The sequence below is a fragment of the Marmoricola sp. RAF53 genome (assembly GCF_052114005.1).
In the GTDB taxonomy this organism is placed as follows: domain Bacteria; phylum Actinomycetota; class Actinomycetes; order Propionibacteriales; family Nocardioidaceae; genus Marmoricola.
In genome coordinates this window covers 264,445-284,313 of sequence record NZ_JBFRDX010000002.1, presented here as the reverse complement: position 1 = coordinate 284,313, position 19,869 = coordinate 264,445, and the positions used below count along the sequence as shown (strand labels likewise).

Sequence of the window (19,869 nt, the reverse complement as noted above, 5' to 3'; positions counted from 1 at the left end):
CGGTGACGGCGGCGACGTCGGTGCCCCCGTCCCTGCGGCCGTTCGGCTTCGACGGGACGGGTGTCCGGGCGGTGGTCACCACCCGGCACGGGGGCGTCAGCACCGGCGTCTACGACTCGCTCAACCTCGGGGACCACGTCGGCGACGACCCCGCCGCCGTCCTGGAGAACCGCACCCGGGTCGCCCGGCTGCTCGGCGTCCCGGCCCTGACCGTCGCCGACCAGCAGCACGGGGCCCGGGTCGCGCAGGTCACCGCCGAGCTCGCCGGCCGCGGGATGAGCGGCGTGGCCGACGCCGTCGCCGCCTTCGAGGGCACCGACGCGCTGGTCACCGACGTGCCCGGGGTCGCGCTCGGCACCCTGGTCGCGGACTGCGCGCCGGTGCTGCTGTGGGACCCGGTCCACCGCGCCGTCGGCGCCGCGCACTGCGGCCGTCCCGGGGTGGTCGCGGGCGTGCTCGCCGCCACCACGGCGACGATGACACGGCTCTACGGGACCGACCCGGCCGACCTGGTCGCCGGGGTCGGGCCGTGCGTCGGGGCGGACTCCTACGAGGTGGGGCGGGCCGAGGCGGACGCCTTCGACGCCCTCTTCGGGCCCGGCGTGCACACCCGGCCCAGCCGGCCGGGACACGCGTACGCCGACCTCCGGGGCGCCGTACGGCAGCAGCTGGCCGACCTCGGCGTCGGCACGGTCGAGGTGATGGACACCGACACCCGGACCAGCACCGACACGTTCTTCTCCGACCGCGCGGCCCGCCCGTGCGGCCGGTTCATGGCGGTCGTGGTGCTGGCCTGAGGTCAGCCGGGAGGTCAGCCGGTGCGCTCGGCCAGCACCTTCTCGATCTTCGCCCGGATCTGGGGCGCGTGCTCCATCAGCTGGGTGAACCGGTGGCCCTCGATCACCAGTGCGTGCACCGGCGCGGTCGCCACCACGGTCGCCGTCCGCGGCGTCCCGGTGAGCAGCGCGATCTCGCCGACCCACTCGCCGGGTCCGATCCGGTTGATGACCTCGTCGCCCTTGTGGACCTCGGCGGTGCCGTCGATGATCACCACGAACTCGCGGCCCTCGGTGTTCTCGGTGGTGAGTCGCTTCCCCTGGCGGAGGTCGACCTCGTCCGCGATCGCGGCGACCTCGTGGATCTCGTCGGGAGTGCAACCGGCGAACAGCGGGATCGACCGGATCAGCTCCGCCTTGGCGTCCTTGTGCAACCTCATGCCAGGAAAACTAGACCTGCGCCCGGGAACCTGTCTGTACCTGTCGCCCGGCGATCGGTGCGCTCGGGGTCGGTTCGTCATGTTTTGCAGTCGAATGCGTAATCATGCGGTCGCGCTCGCAGTCTCCAGAGTGTGAGCAGACACGCAACCGACCGCACGCACCTGACCCACCGACTCCGGGCACTGCTGGCCTTCTGCTGCGTCACCGCCGCGGCAGCGCTCGTGATGGGGATCCGGATCGGAGACGCCGTCGGGGCGTCCGAGCCCCCGCGACCCGCCGTCGAGCAGGTCGCGTCCGCCGGACGCTGACGTCAGTGCAGCGCGCGGACCTCGGCACCGATGGCGGCCAGCTCGCAGGCGATGCTGAGCTCCTGGCGCAGCGGTGCGCTCATCGTCGGGCAGGCGAGCTCGAGCAGCAGCGACGCCGCCGAACGGGCCCGCTGGCCGACGTGGTGCGGCGAGTACGTGCGTGCGAACGCGACCGCGTCGACGCACATCACGGCCACCAGCTCCTGGTCGAGCGTGGCCGGACCGAGGTGGTCCGCGACGGTGTGCTGCAGCAGTTCGGTGAGCTCTCCGGAGAGCTCGGAGCTTTGACGCATCACGACCACCTTCCTGTGTCCCCCGTGGAGGTTTCTGTGCCTCGTACAACGACTACTCCTGCCGGCTGTTACGCGGCAAGGCCCGTTCGGGTGGTGTGATCCGGCCCTCCCCGGATCGACGACGACGTGGCAGGCTGCGCCCGTGACCCCTCCGCCCGACGTACGCCGCACCCCGGACGCCCGTTTCGCGCACCTGCCCGACTACCCGTTCGCGCCGCACTACACCGAGCTGGCCGGCGGACTGCGGATGCACCACCTCGACGAAGGTCCGCCGAACGCCGACCCGGTGCTGATGCTGCACGGCGAGCCCTCGTGGAGCTACCTGTACCGGCGGATGGTGCCCGTCTTCGCCGCCGCCGGCCGCCGTGCGATCGCGCCGGACCTGGTCGGCTTCGGACGCTCCGACAAGCCGACCCGTCCGGAGGCCTACAGCTACCAGCAGCACGTCGACTGGCTGACCGAGTGGATCGAGGCGCTCGACCTGCGCCGGGTCACGCTGGTCTGCCAGGACTGGGGCTCGCTGCTCGGGCTCAGGCTCGCCGCCGAGAACCCCGGGCGCTTCGACGCGGTCGTGGTCGCCAACGGGTTCCTCCCGACCGGTGACCGGGACCCGGGTCCCGCGTTCAAGATCTGGCGGTCGTTCGTCCGCTGGTCACCGGTGCTCCCGGTCGGCCGGATCGTCGCCACCGGCACCCGGCGGAAGCTCAGCCGGGCCGAGCGGGCGGCGTACGACGCGCCGTTCCCGGACGCGTCGTACAAGGTCGGGGCGCGGGTCTTCCCGACCCTGGTGCCGACCTCGCCGGACGATCCGGCGGTGCCCACGAACGTCCGTGCCTGGGAGGCGCTGGGGGCGTGGGAGAAGCCGTTCCTCACCCTCTTCGGGCAGCACGACCCGATCCTCGGCCGGGCCGACAAGCCGCTCCAGCAGCACGTCCCCGGTGCCCAGGGCCAGCCGCACGCCCGGGTCGCGGGCGGGCACTTCGTGCAGGAGGACGCCGGCGAGGAGATCGCCCGGCGCACGCTGGAGTGGCAGGCCGGTCTCAGCCGGTGACGATCGCGCCGTGGTTGTCCTTGTCGAGCTGACGGCTGATCACCATCCGCTGGATCTGGTTGGTGCCCTCGAAGATCTGCATCACCTTGGCCTCGCGCATGTACCGCTCGACCGGGAAGTCCTTGGTGTAGCCGTACCCGCCGAGCACCTGGACGGCGTCGGTGGTGACCTTCATGGCGTTGTCGGTGGCGACCAGCTTGGCGATCGACGCCTCCCGGCTGAACGGCAGCCCGCGGTCCTTGAGCCGGGCCGCGTGCAGGGTCGCGGCCCGCGCGGTCTGCACCGCGGCCTCCATGTCGGCGAGCACGAACGCCAGGCCCTGGTGGTCGATGATCCGGCGCTCGAAGGTCTCCCGCTCCTTGGCGTAGGCGACCGCGTGGTCGAGCGCGCCCTGGGCCAGGCCGGTCGCGACGGCGGCGATGCCGAGGCGGCCGGAGTCCAGGCCGGCCAGCGCGATCGACAGCCCCTGTCCCTCGGCGCCGAGCCGGCGCTCCACCGGCACCCGGACGTTGTCGAAGAGCATCGTCGCGGTCGTCGAGCCGGTCAGGCCCATCTTCTGCTCCGGGGTGTCCGCGGACAGGCCGGGGGTGTCGGCCGGCACCAGGAAGCAGGAGATCCCCGTCCTGTCCTCCGAGGTCCGGGCCATCACCTTGTAGAAGTCCGCCTCGCCACCGTGGGTCGTCCACGCCTTCGCGCCGTTGAGCACGTACTCGTCGCCGTCGCGGCGGGCCGAGGTGCGCATCGCCGCCGGGTCCGAGCCGGCCTGCGGCTCCGAGAGGCAGTAGGCGCCGAGCAGCTCGCCGCCGAGCATGTCCGGCAGCCACGCCCGCCGCTGCTCCTCGGTGCCGAAGTTCGCCAGCCCGAAACAGGAGAGCGCGTGCACCGAGACGCCGACGCCGACACTGGACCAGACGGCGCCGATCTCCTCCAGCACCTGCAGGTAGACCTCGTAGGGCTGCCCGCCGCCGCCGTACTCCTCGGGGTAGGGGAGGCCGAGCACCCCGGCGCGGCCGAGCAGCCGGAAGGTCTCCCGCGGGAACGCGGCGTCCCGCTCGGCCGCGGCCGCCGCGGGCAGCAGCTCGCGGGTGGCCAGGTCGCGGACCAGCTTGAGCAGGTCGGTGGCCTCGTCGGTGGGCAGTACACGTCGCGCGGTCATCGGGGGTCCCTCCAGGGTCGCAGTGGCGGTCCCCACGTTAGCGGCGCGGCCGGGCGTGGTTACATGCCCGGGTGACCCAGTTCCAGCAGTCCGACGACCCGACCCTCGGGCTCGGCGCCGACCGGCCCGGCGGCTTCCCCGACCAAGGCTTCGACGACGAGGTCGCGGACCTGACCGATCCGGCCGGGCTGGACCCGTACGCCGAGATGGTGACGAACCTGCGCTCGTTCCTCGACTACGTGGCCGCGGCGAAGCCCGACGACCTCGTCCTGACCAGGCTGGCCTTCGACCTGGCCGGCTGGCGCGACCGGCTGGCCGCGGACGCGGTCTCCGAGCGCGAGCAGCTGTTCGCGCACCGGTTCGACCTGCCGGGTCGCGGCCAGACGATGTCGCCGGCGTTCGTGGTCCGCGACGCCGGGCCCGAGCGGGTGACCGGCACGGTCCGCTACGGCCGGTACTTCCTCGGCGGCAACGGCGCGGTGCACGGCGGCGCGATCCCGCTGCTCTTCGACGAGGTCTTCGGGCGGCTGGTCAACGGCCACCGCACGCCGTCGCGGACGGCGTACCTGAGGGCGGACTACCGCGCCGTCACCCCGGTCGGGCAGGTGCTCGACGTCGACGTCTGGGTCGAGCGGATCGACGGCCGCAAGCGCTACGTCCGCGGTGTGCTCAAGCACGGCGAGACCGTCACGGCCGAGGCCGAGGCGCTCTTCGTCGAGCTGCGCCCCGGCCAGCCGTGACCGCACTTTCGTCGAGCGCTTCCAGTACGTTTCCGGCGTTCCAGCCCGAAGCATTCGGCTGGAACGCCGGTTTCCCAAGGGAAGAGGGGATTCCGCGCCCGCTCAGTCGTGCTGCGGGAAGCCCAGGTTCAAGCCGCCGTGGCTGGGGTCGAGCCAGCGGGCGGTGACGGCCTTCTCGCGGGTGAAGAAGTCGACGCCGTGCGGGCCGTAGGCCTTCGCATCACCGAAGAGCGAGGCCTTCCAGCCGCCGAAGGAGTGGTAGGCGACCGGGACCGGGATCGGCACGTTCACGCCGACCATGCCGGCCTCGACCTCGCGCTGGAACCGGCGGGCCGCCCCGCCGTCGTTGGTGAAGATCGCGCTGCCGTTGCCGTACGGGCCGGCGTTGATGACCTCCAGGCCCTCGGCGTACCCGGAGACCCGGACGACCGCGAGGACCGGCCCGAAGATCTCGTCGGTGTAGGCCTGCGAGGTGGTCGGCATGTTGTCGATCAGGGTCGGTCCGAGCCAGAAGCCGTCGGCCTCGCCGTCGACCTCGATGCCTCTTCCGTCCACGACCACGGTGGCGCCGTCGGCGGCGGCGATGTCGACGTACCCGGCCACCTTGTCGCGGTGCTCGCGGGTGATCAGCGGCCCCATGTCGCAGGAGCGCCGGCCGTCCCCGGTCTTCAGCGTCGCCATCCGCGTGCTGATCTTCTCGATCAGCGGGTCGGCGACCGAGTCGACGGCGAGCACGACGCTGATCGCCATGCAGCGCTCGCCCGCGGAGCCGAAGCCCGCGTTCACCGCGGAGTCGGCGACCAGGTCGAGGTCGGCGTCGGGGAGCACCAGCATGTGGTTCTTCGCGCCGCCGAGCGCCTGGACCCGCTTGCCGTGCGCGGTCCCGGTCTCGTAGATGTAGCGCGCGACGGGCGTCGAGCCGACGAACGAGATCGAGGCGACGTCGGGGTGCTCCAGCAGCCGGTCGACGGCCTCCTTGTCGCCGTGCACGACGTTGAAGACGCCCGGCGGCAGCCCGGCCTCGGTCATCAGCTCCGCCATCCAGTTCGCCGCCGACGGGTCCTTCTCGCTCGGCTTGAGCACGACCGTGTTGCCGGTGGCGATCGCGATCGGGAAGAACCACATCGGGACCATCGCCGGGAAGTTGAACGGGCTGATCACGCCGACCACGCCGAGCGGCTGCCGCAGCGAGTAGACGTCCACGTCGGTGGAGACCTGCTCGCTGTAGGCGCCCTTGAGCAGGTGCGGCAGCGCACAGGCGAACTCGACGACCTCCAGGCCGCGGGCGATCTCGCCGGCCGCGTCGGAGAGCACCTTGCCGTGCTCGGAGGTGAGGATCTCGGCCAGCTCGCCGGTGCGCGCGTTGAGCAGCTCGCGGAACTTGAACATCACCTGCTGGCGCCGGGCGATCGAGGCCTGGCTCCAGTCGGTGAACGCCTTCGACGCGGCGTCGACGGCGGCGTCGACGTCGGCGGCGGAACCGAGCCGGACCTGCTTCTGCACCACGCCGCGGGCGGGGTCGAACACGTCGCCGGTGCGCGTCGAGGACCCCGGGCTGGTGGTGCCGTTGATCCAGTGGTCGAGGATCGTGTCGTTCGGTGTGGCGGTCATGGAATCCCCTCCCAGGGGTCGTTTCGGTGAGGTCAGCTGAGGAGGTCGAGCCCGAGGACCTCGTCGTAGGCCTGGACGGCCTCGGCGACCTCGTCGGGGGTGACGATGCAGGGCGGGACCACGTGGATCCGGTTGTCGGCGAGGAACGGCAGCACGCCGCGCTGCAGCAACTCGGCCTTGATCCGGCCCATCACGGCGGCGGGCACGGGCTCGCGGGTGTCCCGGTCGGCGACGAGCTCCATCGCCCAGAAGACGCCCGTGCCGCGGACCTCCCCGACGATCTCGTGCTTCTCGGCGAGGGCCTCCAGCGCCGGGCCGATGTGGTCGCGGCCGACGGCCTTCGCGTTCGCGACGATGCCCTCGTCCTCCATCGCGTCCAGCGCGGCCACGATCGAGGCCGCCGCCAGCGGGTGCCCGGAGTAGGTCAGCCCGCCGGGGAAGACGGTGTCGTCGAAGTCGGCGGCGATGTGGTCGCCGATGATCACGCCGCCGACCGGGACGTAGCCCGAGTTCACGCCCTTGGCGAAGGTGATCAGGTCGGGGACGACGTCGTACGGGTCGAAGGCGAACCACTCGCCGGTGCGGCCGAAGCCGGCCATCACCTCGTCCAGGATCAGCACGATGCCGTGCTTCGAGGCGAGCTCGCGGACGCCGGCGAGGTAGCCCGGCGGAGGCATCATGATCCCGGCGGTCCCCGGGATGGTCTCCAGCAGGATCGCCGCGATGCCGGACGGTCCCTCGGCCTCGACGACGCGGCGCAGGTGCTGCAGGGCGCGCTCGCCCTCCTGCTCGGGCGTCTTCGCCCAGAACTCGCTGCGGTACAGGTAGGGCCCGAAGAAGTGCACGTGCCCGCGGGCGAACTCGTTGGGCACCCGGCGCCAGTCGCCGGTCGCGACGACCGCGGCCCCGGTGTTGCCGTGGTAGCTCCGGTACGTCGACAGCACCTTGTCGCGCCCGGTGTGCAGCCGGGCCATCCGGATCGCGTTCTCGTTGGCGTCGGCGCCGCCGTTGGTGAAGAAGACCTTCCGCAACCCGTCCGGCGCCCGCGCGGCGATCCGCTTCGCCGCCTCGCCGCGGACCAGGTGCGCGGTCGCGGGGGCGACGGTGGCGAGCTGCTCGGCCTGCTCGCGGATCGCGGCCACGACCTTCGGGTGCTGGTGGCCGATGTTGAGGTTCACCAGCTGGCTGGAGAAGTCCAGGTAGCTGCGCCCGGCATGGTCCCAGGCGCGGCAGCCGGAGCCGCCGGCCAGCACGAACGGCTGCAGCGCGCCCTGGGCGGACCAGGAGTGGAAGACGTGCTCGCGGTCGAGCTCCGCGGCCCGCTCGTCGAGCTCGTTCTGCCCCGGGGCTGTTTCCGGGGCTGTTTCCGGGGCAGTTTCGGGGGCGCTCATGCCTTGGCCGTCACGTGGTCGCGCAGGGCCGGGATGATCGTCTCGCCGTACTGGCGCAAGGTCTCCTCCTTGTTGTCGTGCTGCAGGTAGACCGCGAACTGGTCCACGCCGATCGCCTTGAGCTCCTCGAGCTGGGCGATGTGCTCCTCGGCGGTGCCGAGGAGGCAGAACCGGTCGACGATCTCGTCGGGCACGAACTGGGTGTGGGTGTTCCCCGCCCGGCCGTGCTCGTTGTAGTCGTAGTCCTCCCGGCCAGCAATGTAGTCGGTCAACACTTTGGGGAAATCGTTGCCCTCCCCGTATTTGGCGACGATATCCGCAACGTGGTTGCCCACCATGCCACCAAACCATCTGCATTGGTCGCGCATGTGCACGCGCTCCTCGTCGGACCCGGTCGTCCCGACGTACGCCGGCGCCGCGACGCAGAAGGTGATCGCGTCCGGGTCCCGGCCGGCGTTCTCGGCGGCCGTCCGCACCTGCGTGATCATCCACTTCGCGATGTCGACGTCGGCGAGCTGGAGGATGTAGCCGTCGCCGATCTCGCCGGCGGTCCGCAGCGCCATCGGCCCGTACGCCGCCACCCAGACCTCGAGCGCGGAGGTCCGCGCCCACGGGAACTGCAGCGTCGAGCCGTTCAGCTCGACCGACCGGCAGTTGCCGAGCTCGCGGATCACGTGGGTGGCCTCGGCGACCTCCTTGAGCGTGGTCGGCCGGCCGTTGAGCACCCGGACGGCCGAGTCGCCGCGCCCTATCCCGACCACGGTGCGGTTGCCGTACATCTCGTTGAGGGTGGCGAACACCGACGCCGTCACGGTCCAGTCCCGGGTGGCCGGGTTGGTCACCATCGGCCCGACGACGACCCGGTTGGTCTCGGCCAGGATCTGGCTGTAGATGACGTAGGGCTCCTGCCAGAGCAGGTGCGAGTCGAAGGTCCAGACGTAGTCGAAGCCGTGCTCCTCGGCGAGCTTGGCCAGCGCCACGGTCCGCCAGGCGGGCGGGTTGGTCTGCAGGACGACGCCGAAGTCCATGGGATCTCCTAGATCAGGTACTGGCTCAAGCCCCGCTTGAGGTACTTCCCGTGGCCGGGCCGCCCCGAGTAGGCGCCGTCCTGGACCAGGACCGACCCGCGGGACAGCACGACGTCGACGCTGCCGTCGATCTCGAAGCCCTCCCACGCGGAGTGGTCCATGTTCATGTGGTGCTTGCCGTCGATCCCGATCGAGGTGTGCCCGTGCGGGTCGTAGACCACGATGTCGGCGTCGGCGCCCGGGGCGATCACGCCCTTCTGGCCGTAGAGGCCGAACATCCGCGCCGGCGTCGTCGAGGTCAGCTCGACCCAGCGCTCCAGGGTGATCTCGCCGGTCACGACGCCCTGGTACATCAGGTCCATCCGGTGCTCGATCGAGCCGATCCCGTTGGGGATGGCCCGGAAGTCGCCGAGCCCGAGCTCCTTCTGCTCCTTCATGCAGAACGGGCAGTGATCGGTCGAGACCATCTGCAGGTCGTTGGTCCGCAGCGCCTGCCACATCGCGTCCTGGTGGCCCTCGGCGCGGGAGCGCAGCGGTGTCGAGCAGACCCACTTCGCGCCCTCGAAGGCGCCGAACTCGTCGCTGCGGGCGCCGAGCTGTTCCTCCAGGGAGAGGTAGAGGTACTGCGGGCAGGTCTCGCCGAAGACGTTCTTGCCGCGGTCCCGGGCCCAGGCGAGCTGCTCGACGGCCTGCTTCGCCGAGACGTGCACGACGTAGAGGGGAGCGCCGGTGAGGTCGGCCAGCATGATCGCCCGGTGGGTGGCCTCCTCCTCCATCTGCCAGGCGCGGGCGATGCCGTGGTAGTACGGATCGGTTTTTCCCTGGTTGACGAGCTGTTCGGCGAGGACGTCGATCGCCGGGCCGTTCTCGGCGTGCATCATCGTGAGCAGGCCGAGGTCGGCGGCCTTCTGCATCGCCTGCAGGATCTGGGCGTCGTCGCTGTAGAAGACGCCCGGGTAGGCCATGAACAGCTTGTAGCTGGTGATGCCCTCGGCGACGAGGGTCTCCATCGACTTCAGCGAGAACTCGTCGACGCCGCCGATGATCTGGTGGAAGCCGTAGTCGACCGCGCAGTTCCCGTCGGCCTTCGCGTGCCAGGCGGCGAGGCCGTCCTCGACCCGCTCGCCGGTGCGCTGGACCGCGAAGTCGATGATCGTGGTGGTGCCGCCCCAGGCCGCGGCCCGGGTGCCGGTCTCGAAGGTGTCCGAGGCGTTGGTGCCGCCGAACGGGAGCTCCATGTGGGTGTGCGCGTCGACCCCACCGGGGATGACGTACTTCCCGGCCGCGTCGATCACGGTGTCCGCGTCGATCGTCCCCAGGATCGAGCCCGGCGCGTTCGAGCCGGGGGAGAGCAGCGCGACGATCTTCTCGCCGTCGACCAGGACGTCCGCGGCGTGCGCGCCGGTGGCGTTGACCACCGTGCCGTTCTTGATCAGCGTGGTCATGCGGCTCTCCTCACGGCCGGGTCTTCACGGCTGGGCGATCCGGGTGTAGGAGTCCGGCCGGCGGTCGCGGTAGAACTGCCAGTCGTCGCGCATCTGCCGGACCATGTCCAGGTCGAGGTCGCGGACCAGCAGCTCCTCCTTCTCGCTGCTGCCCAGCGCGCCGACGAAATTGCCGCGCGGGTCGATCACCTGGCTGGTGCCGTAGAAGTTGACCGCCTCGTCGCCGTACTCGTTGTCCTCCAGGCCGACCCGGTTGGGCTGCAGCACGAAGTAGCCGTTGGCGACCGCGGCGCACGGCCCCTCGACCTCCCAGAGCCGGTTGGAGAGGCCGGGCTTGGTGGCGTTCGGGTTGAAGACCAGGTGCGCGCCGTTCAGGCCCAGCTCGCGCCAGCCCTCGGGGAAGTGCCGGTCGTAGCAGATGTAGGTGCCGACCTTGCCGACCGCGGTGTCGAAGACCGGGTAGCCGAGGTTGCCGGGGCGGAAGTAGAACTTCTCCCAGAACTTCTCGACGTGCGGGATGTGGTGCTTGCGGTACTTGCCGAGGACGGTGCCGTCGGCGTCGACCACGACCGCGGTGTTGTAGTAGACCCCCGTCTGCTCCTCCTCGTAGATCGGCAGGATCGTGACCAGGCCGAGCTCCTTGGCCAGCGCCGCGAACCGCTGCACGATCGGCCCGTCGGCGGGCTCGGCGTACTCGTAGTACTTCTTGTCCTGGGTGATGCCGAAGTAGGGCCCGTAGAAGAGCTCCTGGAAGCACATCACCTGGGCGCCCTGCTCGGCCGCGTCCCGGGCGAACTGCTCGTGACGGTCCAGCATGGACGCCTTGTCGCCGGTCCAGGTCGTCTGCGAGATCGCTGCGCGCACCAGGGTCATTCCGCCTCCAGTCGGTCGCTTCGCTCCCCTGGGACTTCGTCTCCCGACGAAAGTCCGGGTTCCCGGTCTATCACGCGGGGGCACCCCGAGTCGCGGGTTGATTTTCTCCGGTTTCGGACGCCCTGCCGGCCGCGGTGATGCGGGTCGTACTCTCTGAGGCGTGACTTCCGACGTGACCGCTCCCGACCTGTCCGCCCTGACCTTCGCCGTGCTCGGCGGTACCGGCCCGCAGGGCCGCGGCCTGGCCCGGCGGTTCGCCCGGGCCGGGCTCACCGTCGTCATCGGTGGCCGGAGCGCCGAGAAGAGCGCCGGCGTCGCCGCCGAGCTCTCCGCGGCGATCGGCGTCACCGTCACCGGCGCCGACAACCTGGCCGCCGCCGAGCAGGGCGACGTCGTCCTGGTCGTGGTGCCCTGGGAGGGCCACGGCGAGCTGCTCACCAGCCTGAAGGGCGCGCTCGCCGGCAAGGTCGTCGTCGACTGCGTGAACCCGCTCGGCTTCGACAAGCAGGGTGCCTACGCCCTCGAGGTGGAGGAGGGGTCGGCGACCGAGCAGGCCGCCGCGATCCTCACCGACTCGACCGTCGTCGGTGCGTTCCACAACGTCTCCGCGGTGCTGCTGGAGGACCCCGAGGTCGCCACCATCGAGACCGACGTGCTGGTCCTCGGTGACGAGCGCGAAGCGACCGACCTGGTGCAGGCGCTGGCCGACACCATCCCCGGCGTCCGCGGCGTGTACGGCGGTCGCCGCCGGAACGCGCACCAGGTCGAGGCGCTGACCGCGAACCTGATCAGCATGAACCGGCGCTACAAGGCGCACGCCGGCGTCCGGGTCACGGACGTCTGAGCAGCGCGACATGACGGGCGCTCTGGACGGCCGGATGTACCCGGCGTACGCCGCTCCCTCGGCGAAGGCGCTCGCGCTGCACGAGGACCTGCTCGCGTTCCTGCGCGACGAGGTCTTCCCGCGCGAGGCGGCCTACGAGGCGTTCCGGCACGGCGCCGGAGCCGACGACCACGACGTCCCGCCGCAGGTCGAGGAGCTCAAGGTCCTCGCGAAGCGGCGCGGGCTCTGGAACCTCTTCCTGCCGCACGAGTCGGGCCTGACCCAGCTGGAGTACGCGCCGATCGCCGAGCTCACCGGGTGGTCGCTCGACCTGGCGCCGGAAGCGCTGAACTGCCAGGCGCCGGACACCGGCAACATGGAGCTGCTGCACCTGCTCGGCACCGAGGAGCAGAAGAAGCAGTGGCTGGAGCCGCTGCTGGACGGGTCGATCCGCTCGGCGTTCGCGATGACCGAGCCGGCGGTGGCGAGCAGCGACGCGACGAACATCGAGACCCGGATCGAGCGCGACGGCGACGAGTACGTGATCAACGGCCGCAAGTGGTGGATCAGCGGCGCGGCCGACCCGCGCTGCGCGGTCCTGATCGTGATGGGCAAGACCGACCCGGAGGCCGCGACACACCGGCAGCAGTCGATGGTGATCGTGCCGATGGACACCCCCGGCGTCGAGATCGTCCGGGACCTCCCGGTCTTCGGCCACCACGACCAGCACGGCCACGTCGAGCTCACCTTCACCGACGTCCGGGTGCCGGTGAGCAACATCATCGGCGAGGAGGGCGGCGGCTTCGCGGCCGCGCAGGCCCGGCTCGGCCCGGGCCGGATCCACCACGTGATGCGCGCGCTCGGCGCGGGGGAGCGGGCACTCGCGCTGATGGTCGCCCGGACGAAGGACCGGGTCGCCTTCGGCAAGCCGCTGGCCGAGCAGGGGACCGTGCGGGAGGCGATCGCGGAGTCCCGGATCGCGCTCGACCAGGCCCGGGCGCTCTGCCACGCCGCCGCGCACATCATCGACACCGAGGGCAACAAGGCGGCGCGGCACGTCATCGCCGAGGCGAAGGTGTCGGTGCCGCGGACCGTGCTCCAGGTGATCGACCGTGCCATCCAGGTCCACGGCGGGGCCGGTGTCTCCGACGACACCCCGCTCGCCCGGATGTGGGGCTGGCACCGGGCGATGCGGCTCTTCGACGGTCCGGACGACGTCCACCTGACCACGCTGGCCCGGGCCGAGCTCGGCCGGACCCCGTTGTTCCCCGACGCTGGTTGAGGAAGGCGCGCAGCGCCTGTCTCGAAACCCCTAGCGCACCTTCCGGTACAGCGCCTCCTGCGCCATCGAGGCGACCAGGCGGCCGTCCCGGTCGAAGTAGGACCCCGTGTACAGGCCGCGGTTGCCGGCGATGGTGGTGCCGTCGTACGTCGTGAAGACCCAGTCGTCCATCCGTACCGGCCGGTGGAACCAGACCGCGTGGTCGAGGCTGGCCGCGGGCAGGAAGCCGTCGGTCTCGAAGGTGTGCAGGGCGGCGGAGAAGTCGGTCAGGTAGGTCATCGCCACCGCGTTCAGCAACGGGTCGTCGCCGATGCCGGCGGTGAACCGGGACCAGAACCGGCTCGGCCACTCCTTGATCCCGTCCTCCGGCGGGATCCGCGCCGCCAGTGAGAACAGCCGCGGCGCCTCCCAGTGCAGCGACTCCTCGGGGCCGGTGACCTCCGGCAGCGACTCGGCCTGCTCGTCCATCCCCGGACCCGGGACGGCGAACGAGGAGGACATCGAGAAGATCACCTCGTCGCGCTGGACGGCCACGACCCGGCGGGCCGAGAAGGACCGGCCGTCGCGGTCCCGGTCGACGCGGAACTCGGTCGGCTGCGACGGGTCGCCGGCACGGAGGAAGTAGCCGTGCAGCGAGTGCGGCAGCCGGTCGTCCTCGACGGTGCGGCCGGCCACCAGCAGCGCCTGCGCCGCGACCTGGCCGCCGTAGAGCGCGTGCTCCTCGGCGAAGACCGCGTTCGCCCGGAAGCGGTCGTCGCCGAGCCGTTCCAGGTCGAGCAGGTCCAGCAGCGTCTCAGGACGCGTCTCAGGGCTCATGCGGCCGCACGCTACCGAGCCGTCGCGCCCTAGCCTTCACCGCATGAGCACCTACGTCTCCTACGCCTTCGCCGACGGGATCGCCCGGATCACGCTGGTCGACGCCGACCGCGGGAACCCGATCCACCTGGACCAGGTCGCCGAGCTGCACGCCGCCGTACGCCGGGCCGGCGCCGACAGCGCCCGGGTGATCCTGCTGTCCTCGACCGGGCGCTTCTTCAGCGTCGGCGGTGACGTCTCCGCCTTCGGTGCGCAGGACGACGTGAGCGCGTTCATCGACGACCTCGCCGAGCAGCTGCACCGCACGGTCAGCGAGCTCGTCCGCAGCCCCGCGGTCGTGGTGTCGGTGGTCCAGGGCCCGGCGGCCGGCGCGGGCTTCCCGCTCGCCGCCGCGGCCGACGTGGTGCTCGCCGGGCGGAAGGCGAAGTTCACCCTGGGCTACACCAAGATCGGGCTGAGCGTCGACGGCGGCACCAGCCTGCTGGTGAACTCGCTCGGCCTGCACCGGACGCTGCGGCTGGCGCTGCTCAACGACGTGATGGACGCCGAGGAGGCGCTCGGCACCGGTCTGGTCTCCCGGCTCTACGAGGACGACGAGCTCGCCGAGGCGRCCGACGCCCTGGCCGCGACGCTCGCGGCCGGGCCGGCCGGTGCGTTCGCCGCCACGAAGCGGCTGCTCCGCGACGCCGCCGAGGACGCGCCGGAGAGCGCGCTGCGGGCCGAGACGCTGTCGATCCGGGAGCGGGCGGCCGAGCCGGACGGTCGCGAGGGCGTGCAGGCGTTCCTGGAGAAGCGGGCGCCGCGGTTCAACGGCTGACGGCCGTCCGGGCCGGGGACGCGAGACCCGATCTTCCCCCACTCGCACGGCCCGGGCCCGAACGACCTCAGAACGGCGGCCGTTCCCGCCCCTCCCCCGAGGGGCGCGGGCCCCACGTCGCCGTACAGGAGGAGTCTGGTGGGGCCACGCGGCGGCGGCAACCAGCGTGCGCAACGAGACCGCAATTGCGGTGCGGACCGGGTCCTCAGTCCGCGGAGCCGGGCATCAGCTCGAGGGCGAGCCGGCGCGCGGTCGCGAGGATCTCCTCGTCCGGCGCGGCGATGTCGGCGCCGACCAGGCCGGCCATGTTGACCGCCATCAGCGCCATCCGGACGCGGAGCTGCTCCTCGACGCTCGCGTGCGCGGGGGCCAGCAGCTCGTAGAGCTCGTGCATGGCGCTGACCATGCTGCTCCGGTCGGGGCTGACCTCGTGGACGATGTGCCGGTTGGCGACCACGAACCGGAACGCGGTGATCCCGTGCGCCTGCATGATGTCGGTCCAGCGGTCCAGCACGGTCCGGCGCAGGCTGGGGTCCAGCGACTGGGTCCGGGCCCAGGCGACGAGGTCGCCGACCTGGGTCTCGATGTCCACCAGCAGGGCCCGGACGATGTCCTCCTTGCCGGCGAAGTGGTAGTAGAGCGCCGGCTTGGTCATCCCGAGCTGCTCGGCGATCTCGCGCATCGAGGTCGCCTCGTACCCCTTCTCGGCGAAGAGCAGCAGGGCCGCGTCGAGGATCCGGTCACGGGTGCTCTGGACCGGTCCCGGGGCCGGACCGTCGGTGACGACGGCGCTCTGCTGATTCACGCGGATGAGCATATTCGCTTGCTGACCGAACGGTAAGTAGATATTTTACCGATCGGTAAGCACGTCACGAAATGTCTGGGGAAGCACACGATGGCCCACGCCGAGCAGGCGGTCTCCGAGGCTGCGTCCGCTCCGTCCGAGTCCGGGGCGGGTTCGCAGCTGACGCCGCGTCAGATCCTGACCGCGATGAGCGGTCTGATGATCGCGATGCTGCTCGCCCAGCTCGACAACATGATCGTCGCGCCGGCCCTGCCGACCATCGTCGGCGACCTCGGTGGGCTCAACCACCTCTCCTGGGTGGTCACGGCGTACATCCTGGCCTCGACGATCGCCACCCCGATCTGGGGCAAGCTCGGCGACCTCTTCGGCCACAAGCTCACCTTCATGACCTCGATCGTGCTGTTCCTGATCGGCTCCGCCCTCTGCGGCGTCTCCCAGGACATGACCCAGCTGATCCTGTTCCGGGCCTTCCAGGGCATCGGCGCCGGCGGCCTGATCGTCGGGATCATGTCGGTCATCGGGATGCTGCTCTCGCCCCGCGAGCGCGGCAAGTACATCGGCGTGATGATGGCCGTCATGCCGGCCGCGATGATCGCCGGCCCGCTGATCGGCGGCTTCATCACCGACCACGCCTCCTGGCGCTGGGCGTTCTACGTCAACATCCCGCTCGGGATCATCTCGCTGTTCGTGATCTGGTCGACGCTGCACCTGACCCACGAGCAGAAGGGCGACGACAAGGTCGCCGTCGACTGGGCCGGCGCCGCCGTGCTGACCGTCTGGGTGACCGCGCTGATCCTGGCCATCACCTGGGGCGGCAACCAGTACGCCTGGGGCTCGGTGCAGATCCTCGGCCTCGAGGTGATCACGGTGGTCGGCCTGGTGGCCTTCCTGCTCGTCGAGCGCCGGGCCACCCACCCGATCATCGGGCTGCACCTGTTCGGGATCCGGAACTTCTCGCTGGCCACCGCGATGGGCTTCGTCGCCGGCTTCGCGATGTTCGGCGCGATCACCTTCCTGCCGCAGTTCCAGCAGTTCGTCCAGGGCCAGTCCGCGACGAGCAGCGGTCTGCTGCTGATGCCGATGATGCTCTCGGCGGTGGTCTTCTCGATCGGCGGCGGTCAGCTGATCAGCCGCACCGGTCACTACAAGGCGTTCCCGATCCTCGGCACCGCGCTGCTCGGCACCGGGCTGGCGCTCTTCTCGACGATGGGGCTCGACACCCCGACCGGCGTCACCGCCCTCTACATGGTCGTGCTCGGCGCCGGGATGGGCTGCCTGATGCAGACCACCAACCTGATCGCGCAGAACAGCGTGGAGCTGCGCGACCTCGGCTCGGCGACCGGGACGTCCACCTTCGTCCGAAATCTGGGCGGCTCTCTCGGTGTGGCGGCGCTCGGAGCGATCTACGCTCATCACGTGACCACCTCGCTCTCCGGCTCGGGAGTCGGGAAGATCTCGGTCGAGAGCACGACCAGCCTCACGCCGGCCGCGCTCCAGTCGCTGCCGCCCGCGGTCCAGGACGTCTTCCGGTCGGCGGTGGCCGACGGCACCCAGGCGATCTTCTTCTGGGCCGCGCTCGTCACGGTCTTCGGGTTCGTCGCGTCCTGGTTCGTCCGGCAGGTCCCGCTGCGCACCAGCAACGCGCCGGTCGACCCGGGGAAGGGCACCGGGAACGACCCGGTCGAGGCCGCCGAGGCGGTCGAGGGGATGGCAGTCTGAGATGGCCGTGGCCGACGTCGACGCCCAGGTGCGGTCCTCCGGGACCGATACCGGGTTCCGTCGTTGGCTCTCCGGCAACGCCTTCATCGAGCTCGGCGCGCTGGTCGGCCTGGCGGTCATCTACAACATCGTCCGCGCCGGCGGCGGTCCGGCCAGCAAGGGCGCGGCGATGGCGCACGCCCACGACATCGTCCGGATCGAGGGCTGGGTCTTCGACAGGTTCGAGCTCGGCCTGAACCACTGGATCGTCGGGGTCACCTTCCTGGCGGTCGGCGCCTGCTACTTCTACGCGCTGATGCACTACGTGATGACGCCGATCGTCCTGATCCTGTCCCGCAAGCGCGGCGGCTGGCTCTACTGGCGCGGCTACTGGGCGCTGGTGATCGCGTGCGCGATCGCGCTGGTCAGCTACGCGAATTTCCCGGTCGCACCGCCGCGGCTGGTGACCGACGTCGACGCGATCGACGTGATGCGGCAGTTCTCGGCCTGGGGCTGGTGGGGCGACGCCGCCTCGGCGCCGCGCGGGCTCGGCGACGCCACCAACCAGTACGCCGCGATGCCGTCGCTGCACTTCGGCTGGTCGCTGTGGTGCGGCATCCAGATGTGGGGGTTCGGCGGCCGGAAGTGGCGGATCGCCGCAGTGGCCTACCCGACCCTGCAGGCGCTGGTCGTGATCGCGACGGCGAACCACTTCGGGCTCGACGTGCTCGGCGGCGCGTTCTGCGTCCTGACGGCGTACGGGATCGTCACGGTGATCGGGCGGATCCTCGGAAAGACCGGGCCGCGCTCCGCCGCGCGCGCTTCCAGCAGGCAGGCCGAGGACGCGACCGCGTCCCCGGCCTCCTGACGTCTCAGCGGGACAGGTAGGCGCGCCAGCCGCCGTACCCGGTGATGTCGCGGTCCGGGTCGACCCCGTCGCCGGTGCAGACGAAGCCGAGCAGGCGCTCGCCGTCGGCCAGGTCGACGGGGCCGATCGCCAGCGGCGGTGCCACGGTCGCGGCGAACCCGGCGAGCTCCGGGGCGGGCAGCCGCCACACCTCGACCTCCGGGCCCGGACCGCGGACCGCGCCGCCGCCGGGGAGCCGGGTGAGGCCGGGACGGGGGAGCGGGCCGTCGACCAGGTACATCCGGTAGCCGGGCGCCATCCGTGCGGTCCGGACCAGGGTCGCCCCGCGGCCGACCAGGTCGGCGTTGAGCGGCTGCCCGGTCAGGTGCGCGCCGGCGACCGCCACCAGGACGGTCTCGGTCGGGTCGCCCGCGGACGGCCGCAGGGTCTCGCCGCACCAGGTCGCGGCCAGCGCCGCCACCGTGTCGTCGTGCCCGGCCGGGGCGAGCAGCTGGACGCCGAAGGGCAGTCCGTCGCCGCGCCGCGGGCCGGGGAACGCGACCGCGCACAGGTCCAGCAGGTTCGCCATGTTGGTGAACCTGCCGAGCCGGGTGTTGACCGCGATCGGCTCGGCCGCGACCTCCGCCAAGGTCGGGTGCGTGGGCGTGACCGGCAGCAGCAGCGCGTCGATCCCGGTCCACACGGCCTCGGCCTCCCGGGCCAGGGCGGTGAGCCGCTCGAACCCGGCGAACGCCTCGACCGCGCTGATCCCGCGCCCGCCGAGCACGATCGACCGGACGACCGGGTCGACCGCCTGATCGTCGTCGAGCGCGTCACCGAAGGCGAGCAGCCGCTCGGCCAGCCACGGACCGCCGTAGAGGAGCTCGGCCGCGGCCAGCAGCGCGCTGACGTCGACCTCCACCACCGTGCCGATCCGTTCGGCGTCGGCCCGGGCGCGCCGCCAGGCGTCCTCGTGCAGCGGGTCCAGCCCGAGCGGCGCGTCCGGCACACCGATGACCGGGACACCGGTGGGCAGCGGCGCGGGGGTGACCCGGCGCGCGTACGGATCCTCTGCGTCGAACCCCGCCATCACCTCGTACGCCGCCCGCGCGGTCGCCACGTCGCGGGCGAACACGGTGACGCAGTCCAGGGACCGGCACGCCGGGACGACGCCCCGGGTCGAGACGAGGCCCCGGGTCGGCTTGATCCCGACGATCCCGTTGAACGCCGCCGGGACCCGGCCGCTGCCGGCCGTGTCGGTCCCGAGCGCGAAGTCGACCAGGCCGGCGGCGACGGCGACCGCGCTGCCCGAGCTCGACCCGCCGCTCACGTGCTCCGGCGAGTCGACCGCGTGGCAGGCGCCGTACGGCGACCGGGTGCCGACCAGGCCGGTGGCGTACTGGTCGAGGTTGGTCTTCCCGACCGGGACGGCTCCTGCGTCGACGAGCCGCTGGACCGCCTCCGCCGAGGTGTCCGCCGGAGTGGTCCGGCGCGGGTCCGCGGCCGTGGTCGGCAGGCCGGCCAGGTCGATGTTGTCCTTGACCGCGAAGCGGAGCCCGTCGAGCGGACCGCCGCGGCCGGCGTACCGGGCCTGCTGGTCGTCGTCGAGCCGGCTGATCCAGACCGGCTGCTCGGCCGCGCTCACGCGGTCGCTCCGGGGGTCACTCC

At 71.6% G+C, this 19,869-nt stretch carries 20 protein-coding genes; 9 read left to right on the top strand and 11 right to left on the bottom strand.

Translation table 11 applies throughout. The annotated features are described in order from the left end of the window. The first annotated feature begins 2 nt into the window (after positions 1-2). On the top strand, positions 3-797 hold the full coding sequence (gene pgeF / locus AB4Y76_RS03000) for a peptidoglycan editing factor PgeF (RefSeq protein WP_441922017.1): 795 nt from the start codon (positions 3-5) through the stop codon (positions 795-797). Between the two features lie 14 nt (positions 798-811). Here pgeF and AB4Y76_RS02995 read toward each other — a convergent pair whose 3' ends face one another. Further along, positions 812-1,216 (bottom strand): cyclic nucleotide-binding domain-containing protein, encoded by a 405-nt coding sequence (locus AB4Y76_RS02995; protein ID WP_441922016.1) that lies wholly within the window; start codon positions 1,214-1,216, stop codon positions 812-814. A 132-nt stretch (positions 1,217-1,348) separates the two neighbouring features. Here AB4Y76_RS02995 and AB4Y76_RS02990 point away from each other — a divergent pair, with 132 nt between their 5' ends. Further along, positions 1,349-1,525 (top strand): hypothetical protein, encoded by a 177-nt coding sequence (locus AB4Y76_RS02990; RefSeq protein ID WP_441922015.1) that lies wholly within the window; start codon positions 1,349-1,351, stop codon positions 1,523-1,525. A 2-nt stretch (positions 1,526-1,527) separates the two neighbouring features. Here AB4Y76_RS02990 and AB4Y76_RS02985 read toward each other — a convergent pair whose 3' ends face one another. Continuing rightward, positions 1,528-1,818: a hypothetical protein gene (locus tag AB4Y76_RS02985; protein ID WP_441922014.1), complete on the bottom strand. Its 291-nt coding sequence runs from the start codon at positions 1,816-1,818 to the stop codon at positions 1,528-1,530. A gap of 142 nt (positions 1,819-1,960) precedes the next feature. Between AB4Y76_RS02985 and AB4Y76_RS02980 the strand changes: the two genes are divergently transcribed. Continuing rightward, positions 1,961-2,869, top strand: a complete 909-nt coding sequence (locus AB4Y76_RS02980) for a haloalkane dehalogenase (protein ID WP_441922013.1) — start codon at positions 1,961-1,963, stop codon at positions 2,867-2,869. On the opposite strand, the gene AB4Y76_RS02975 is transcribed toward AB4Y76_RS02980, so the two are convergent. Next, complete coding sequence (locus tag AB4Y76_RS02975) at positions 2,859-4,025, bottom strand: acyl-CoA dehydrogenase family protein (protein ID WP_441922012.1); 1,167 nt, start codon at positions 4,023-4,025, stop codon at positions 2,859-2,861. The genes AB4Y76_RS02980 and AB4Y76_RS02975 overlap by 11 nt on opposite strands. Positions 4,026-4,096: 71 nt before the next feature. On the opposite strand from AB4Y76_RS02975, the gene AB4Y76_RS02970 reads away from it, so the two are divergent. Continuing rightward, positions 4,097-4,765 carry a PaaI family thioesterase gene (locus AB4Y76_RS02970; protein ID WP_441922011.1) on the top strand — a complete coding sequence of 223 codons (669 nt, stop codon included), beginning with the start codon at positions 4,097-4,099 and terminating at the stop codon, positions 4,763-4,765. Positions 4,766-4,867: 102 nt separating this feature from the next. On the opposite strand, the gene AB4Y76_RS02965 is transcribed toward AB4Y76_RS02970, so the two are convergent. The 5 genes from AB4Y76_RS02965 to AB4Y76_RS02945 are packed head-to-tail and all read right to left on the bottom strand — an operon-like array spanning position 4,868 to position 11,113. Continuing rightward, positions 4,868-6,376, bottom strand: coding sequence for a CoA-acylating methylmalonate-semialdehyde dehydrogenase (locus AB4Y76_RS02965; protein ID WP_441922010.1), 1,509 nt, complete (start codon positions 6,374-6,376; stop codon positions 4,868-4,870). Between the two features lie 32 nt (positions 6,377-6,408). Then, the gene (locus AB4Y76_RS02960; RefSeq protein ID WP_441922009.1) at positions 6,409-7,767 is read right to left on the bottom strand and encodes an aspartate aminotransferase family protein; all 1,359 of its coding nucleotides are present in this window, start codon (positions 7,765-7,767) and stop codon (positions 6,409-6,411) included. After that, positions 7,764-8,795: a TIGR03842 family LLM class F420-dependent oxidoreductase gene (locus AB4Y76_RS02955; RefSeq protein WP_441922008.1), complete on the bottom strand. Its 1,032-nt coding sequence runs from the start codon at positions 8,793-8,795 to the stop codon at positions 7,764-7,766. The genes AB4Y76_RS02960 and AB4Y76_RS02955 overlap by 4 nt, the downstream gene beginning before the upstream one ends. Positions 8,796-8,803: 8 nt before the next feature. Further along, positions 8,804-10,240, bottom strand: a complete 1,437-nt coding sequence (hydA, locus tag AB4Y76_RS02950; RefSeq protein WP_441922007.1) for a dihydropyrimidinase — start codon at positions 10,238-10,240, stop codon at positions 8,804-8,806. 24 nt (positions 10,241-10,264) lie between these two features. Further along, entirely contained in the window at positions 10,265-11,113 is an 849-nt protein-coding gene (locus tag AB4Y76_RS02945; protein WP_441922006.1) for a nitrilase-related carbon-nitrogen hydrolase, read from the bottom strand. 160 nt (positions 11,114-11,273) lie between these two features. Between AB4Y76_RS02945 and npdG the strand changes: the two genes are divergently transcribed. After that, positions 11,274-11,957, top strand: coding sequence for an NADPH-dependent F420 reductase (npdG, locus tag AB4Y76_RS02940; RefSeq protein ID WP_441922005.1), 684 nt, complete (start codon positions 11,274-11,276; stop codon positions 11,955-11,957). A 10-nt stretch (positions 11,958-11,967) separates the two neighbouring features. Then, positions 11,968-13,218, top strand: coding sequence for an acyl-CoA dehydrogenase family protein (locus AB4Y76_RS02935; RefSeq protein WP_441922004.1), 1,251 nt, complete (start codon positions 11,968-11,970; stop codon positions 13,216-13,218). A 30-nt stretch (positions 13,219-13,248) separates the two neighbouring features. On the opposite strand, the gene AB4Y76_RS02930 is transcribed toward AB4Y76_RS02935, so the two are convergent. Next, positions 13,249-14,034: an acyl-CoA thioesterase gene (locus tag AB4Y76_RS02930; protein ID WP_441922003.1), complete on the bottom strand. Its 786-nt coding sequence runs from the start codon at positions 14,032-14,034 to the stop codon at positions 13,249-13,251. Positions 14,035-14,077: 43 nt separating this feature from the next. On the opposite strand from AB4Y76_RS02930, the gene AB4Y76_RS02925 reads away from it, so the two are divergent. Continuing rightward, positions 14,078-14,851, top strand: a complete 774-nt coding sequence (locus AB4Y76_RS02925; protein ID WP_441922002.1) for an enoyl-CoA hydratase/isomerase family protein — start codon at positions 14,078-14,080, stop codon at positions 14,849-14,851. 205 nt (positions 14,852-15,056) lie between these two features. Here AB4Y76_RS02925 and AB4Y76_RS02920 read toward each other — a convergent pair whose 3' ends face one another. Then, positions 15,057-15,656: a TetR/AcrR family transcriptional regulator gene (locus AB4Y76_RS02920; protein WP_441922001.1), complete on the bottom strand. Its 600-nt coding sequence runs from the start codon at positions 15,654-15,656 to the stop codon at positions 15,057-15,059. Between the two features lie 90 nt (positions 15,657-15,746). Between AB4Y76_RS02920 and AB4Y76_RS02915 the strand changes: the two genes are divergently transcribed. Both AB4Y76_RS02915 and AB4Y76_RS02910 read left to right on the top strand, forming a co-directional pair. Continuing rightward, positions 15,747-17,375 (top strand): MDR family MFS transporter, encoded by a 1,629-nt coding sequence (locus AB4Y76_RS02915; RefSeq protein ID WP_441922000.1) that lies wholly within the window; start codon positions 15,747-15,749, stop codon positions 17,373-17,375. A gap of 1 nt (position 17,376) precedes the next feature. Continuing rightward, positions 17,377-18,222, top strand: a complete 846-nt coding sequence (locus AB4Y76_RS02910; RefSeq protein ID WP_441921999.1) for a phosphatase PAP2 family protein — start codon at positions 17,377-17,379, stop codon at positions 18,220-18,222. 4 nt (positions 18,223-18,226) lie between these two features. Here AB4Y76_RS02910 and atzF read toward each other — a convergent pair whose 3' ends face one another. Further along, positions 18,227-19,846, bottom strand: a complete 1,620-nt coding sequence (atzF, locus tag AB4Y76_RS02905; protein WP_441921998.1) for an allophanate hydrolase — start codon at positions 19,844-19,846, stop codon at positions 18,227-18,229. Positions 19,847-19,869: the final 23 nt, after the last annotated feature.

Bases quoted from the DNA above. Each gene is read 5' to 3' on its own strand.
- AB4Y76_RS02985 (WP_441922014.1), bottom strand. From the start codon at position 1,818: ATGCGTCAAAGCTCCGAGCTCTCCGGAGAGCTCACCGAACTGCTGCAG.
- AB4Y76_RS02930 (WP_441922003.1), bottom strand. From the start codon at position 14,034: ATGAGCCCTGAGACGCGTCCTGAGACGCTGCTGGACCTGCTCGACCTG.
- AB4Y76_RS02935 (WP_441922004.1), top strand. From the start codon at position 11,968: ATGACGGGCGCTCTGGACGGCCGGATGTACCCGGCGTACGCCGCTCCC.
- AB4Y76_RS02960 (WP_441922009.1), bottom strand. From the start codon at position 7,767: ATGAGCGCCCCCGAAACTGCCCCGGAAACAGCCCCGGAAACAGCCCCG.
- AB4Y76_RS02955 (WP_441922008.1), bottom strand. From the start codon at position 8,795: ATGGACTTCGGCGTCGTCCTGCAGACCAACCCGCCCGCCTGGCGGACC.
- AB4Y76_RS02915 (WP_441922000.1), top strand. From the start codon at position 15,747: ATGGCCCACGCCGAGCAGGCGGTCTCCGAGGCTGCGTCCGCTCCGTCC.
- AB4Y76_RS02975 (WP_441922012.1), bottom strand. From the start codon at position 4,025: ATGACCGCGCGACGTGTACTGCCCACCGACGAGGCCACCGACCTGCTC.
- AB4Y76_RS02995 (WP_441922016.1), bottom strand. From the start codon at position 1,216: ATGAGGTTGCACAAGGACGCCAAGGCGGAGCTGATCCGGTCGATCCCG.
- AB4Y76_RS02910 (WP_441921999.1), top strand. From the start codon at position 17,377: ATGGCCGTGGCCGACGTCGACGCCCAGGTGCGGTCCTCCGGGACCGAT.
- AB4Y76_RS02965 (WP_441922010.1), bottom strand. From the start codon at position 6,376: ATGACCGCCACACCGAACGACACGATCCTCGACCACTGGATCAACGGC.
- hydA (WP_441922007.1), bottom strand. From the start codon at position 10,240: ATGACCACGCTGATCAAGAACGGCACGGTGGTCAACGCCACCGGCGCG.
- AB4Y76_RS02945 (WP_441922006.1), bottom strand. From the start codon at position 11,113: ATGACCCTGGTGCGCGCAGCGATCTCGCAGACGACCTGGACCGGCGAC.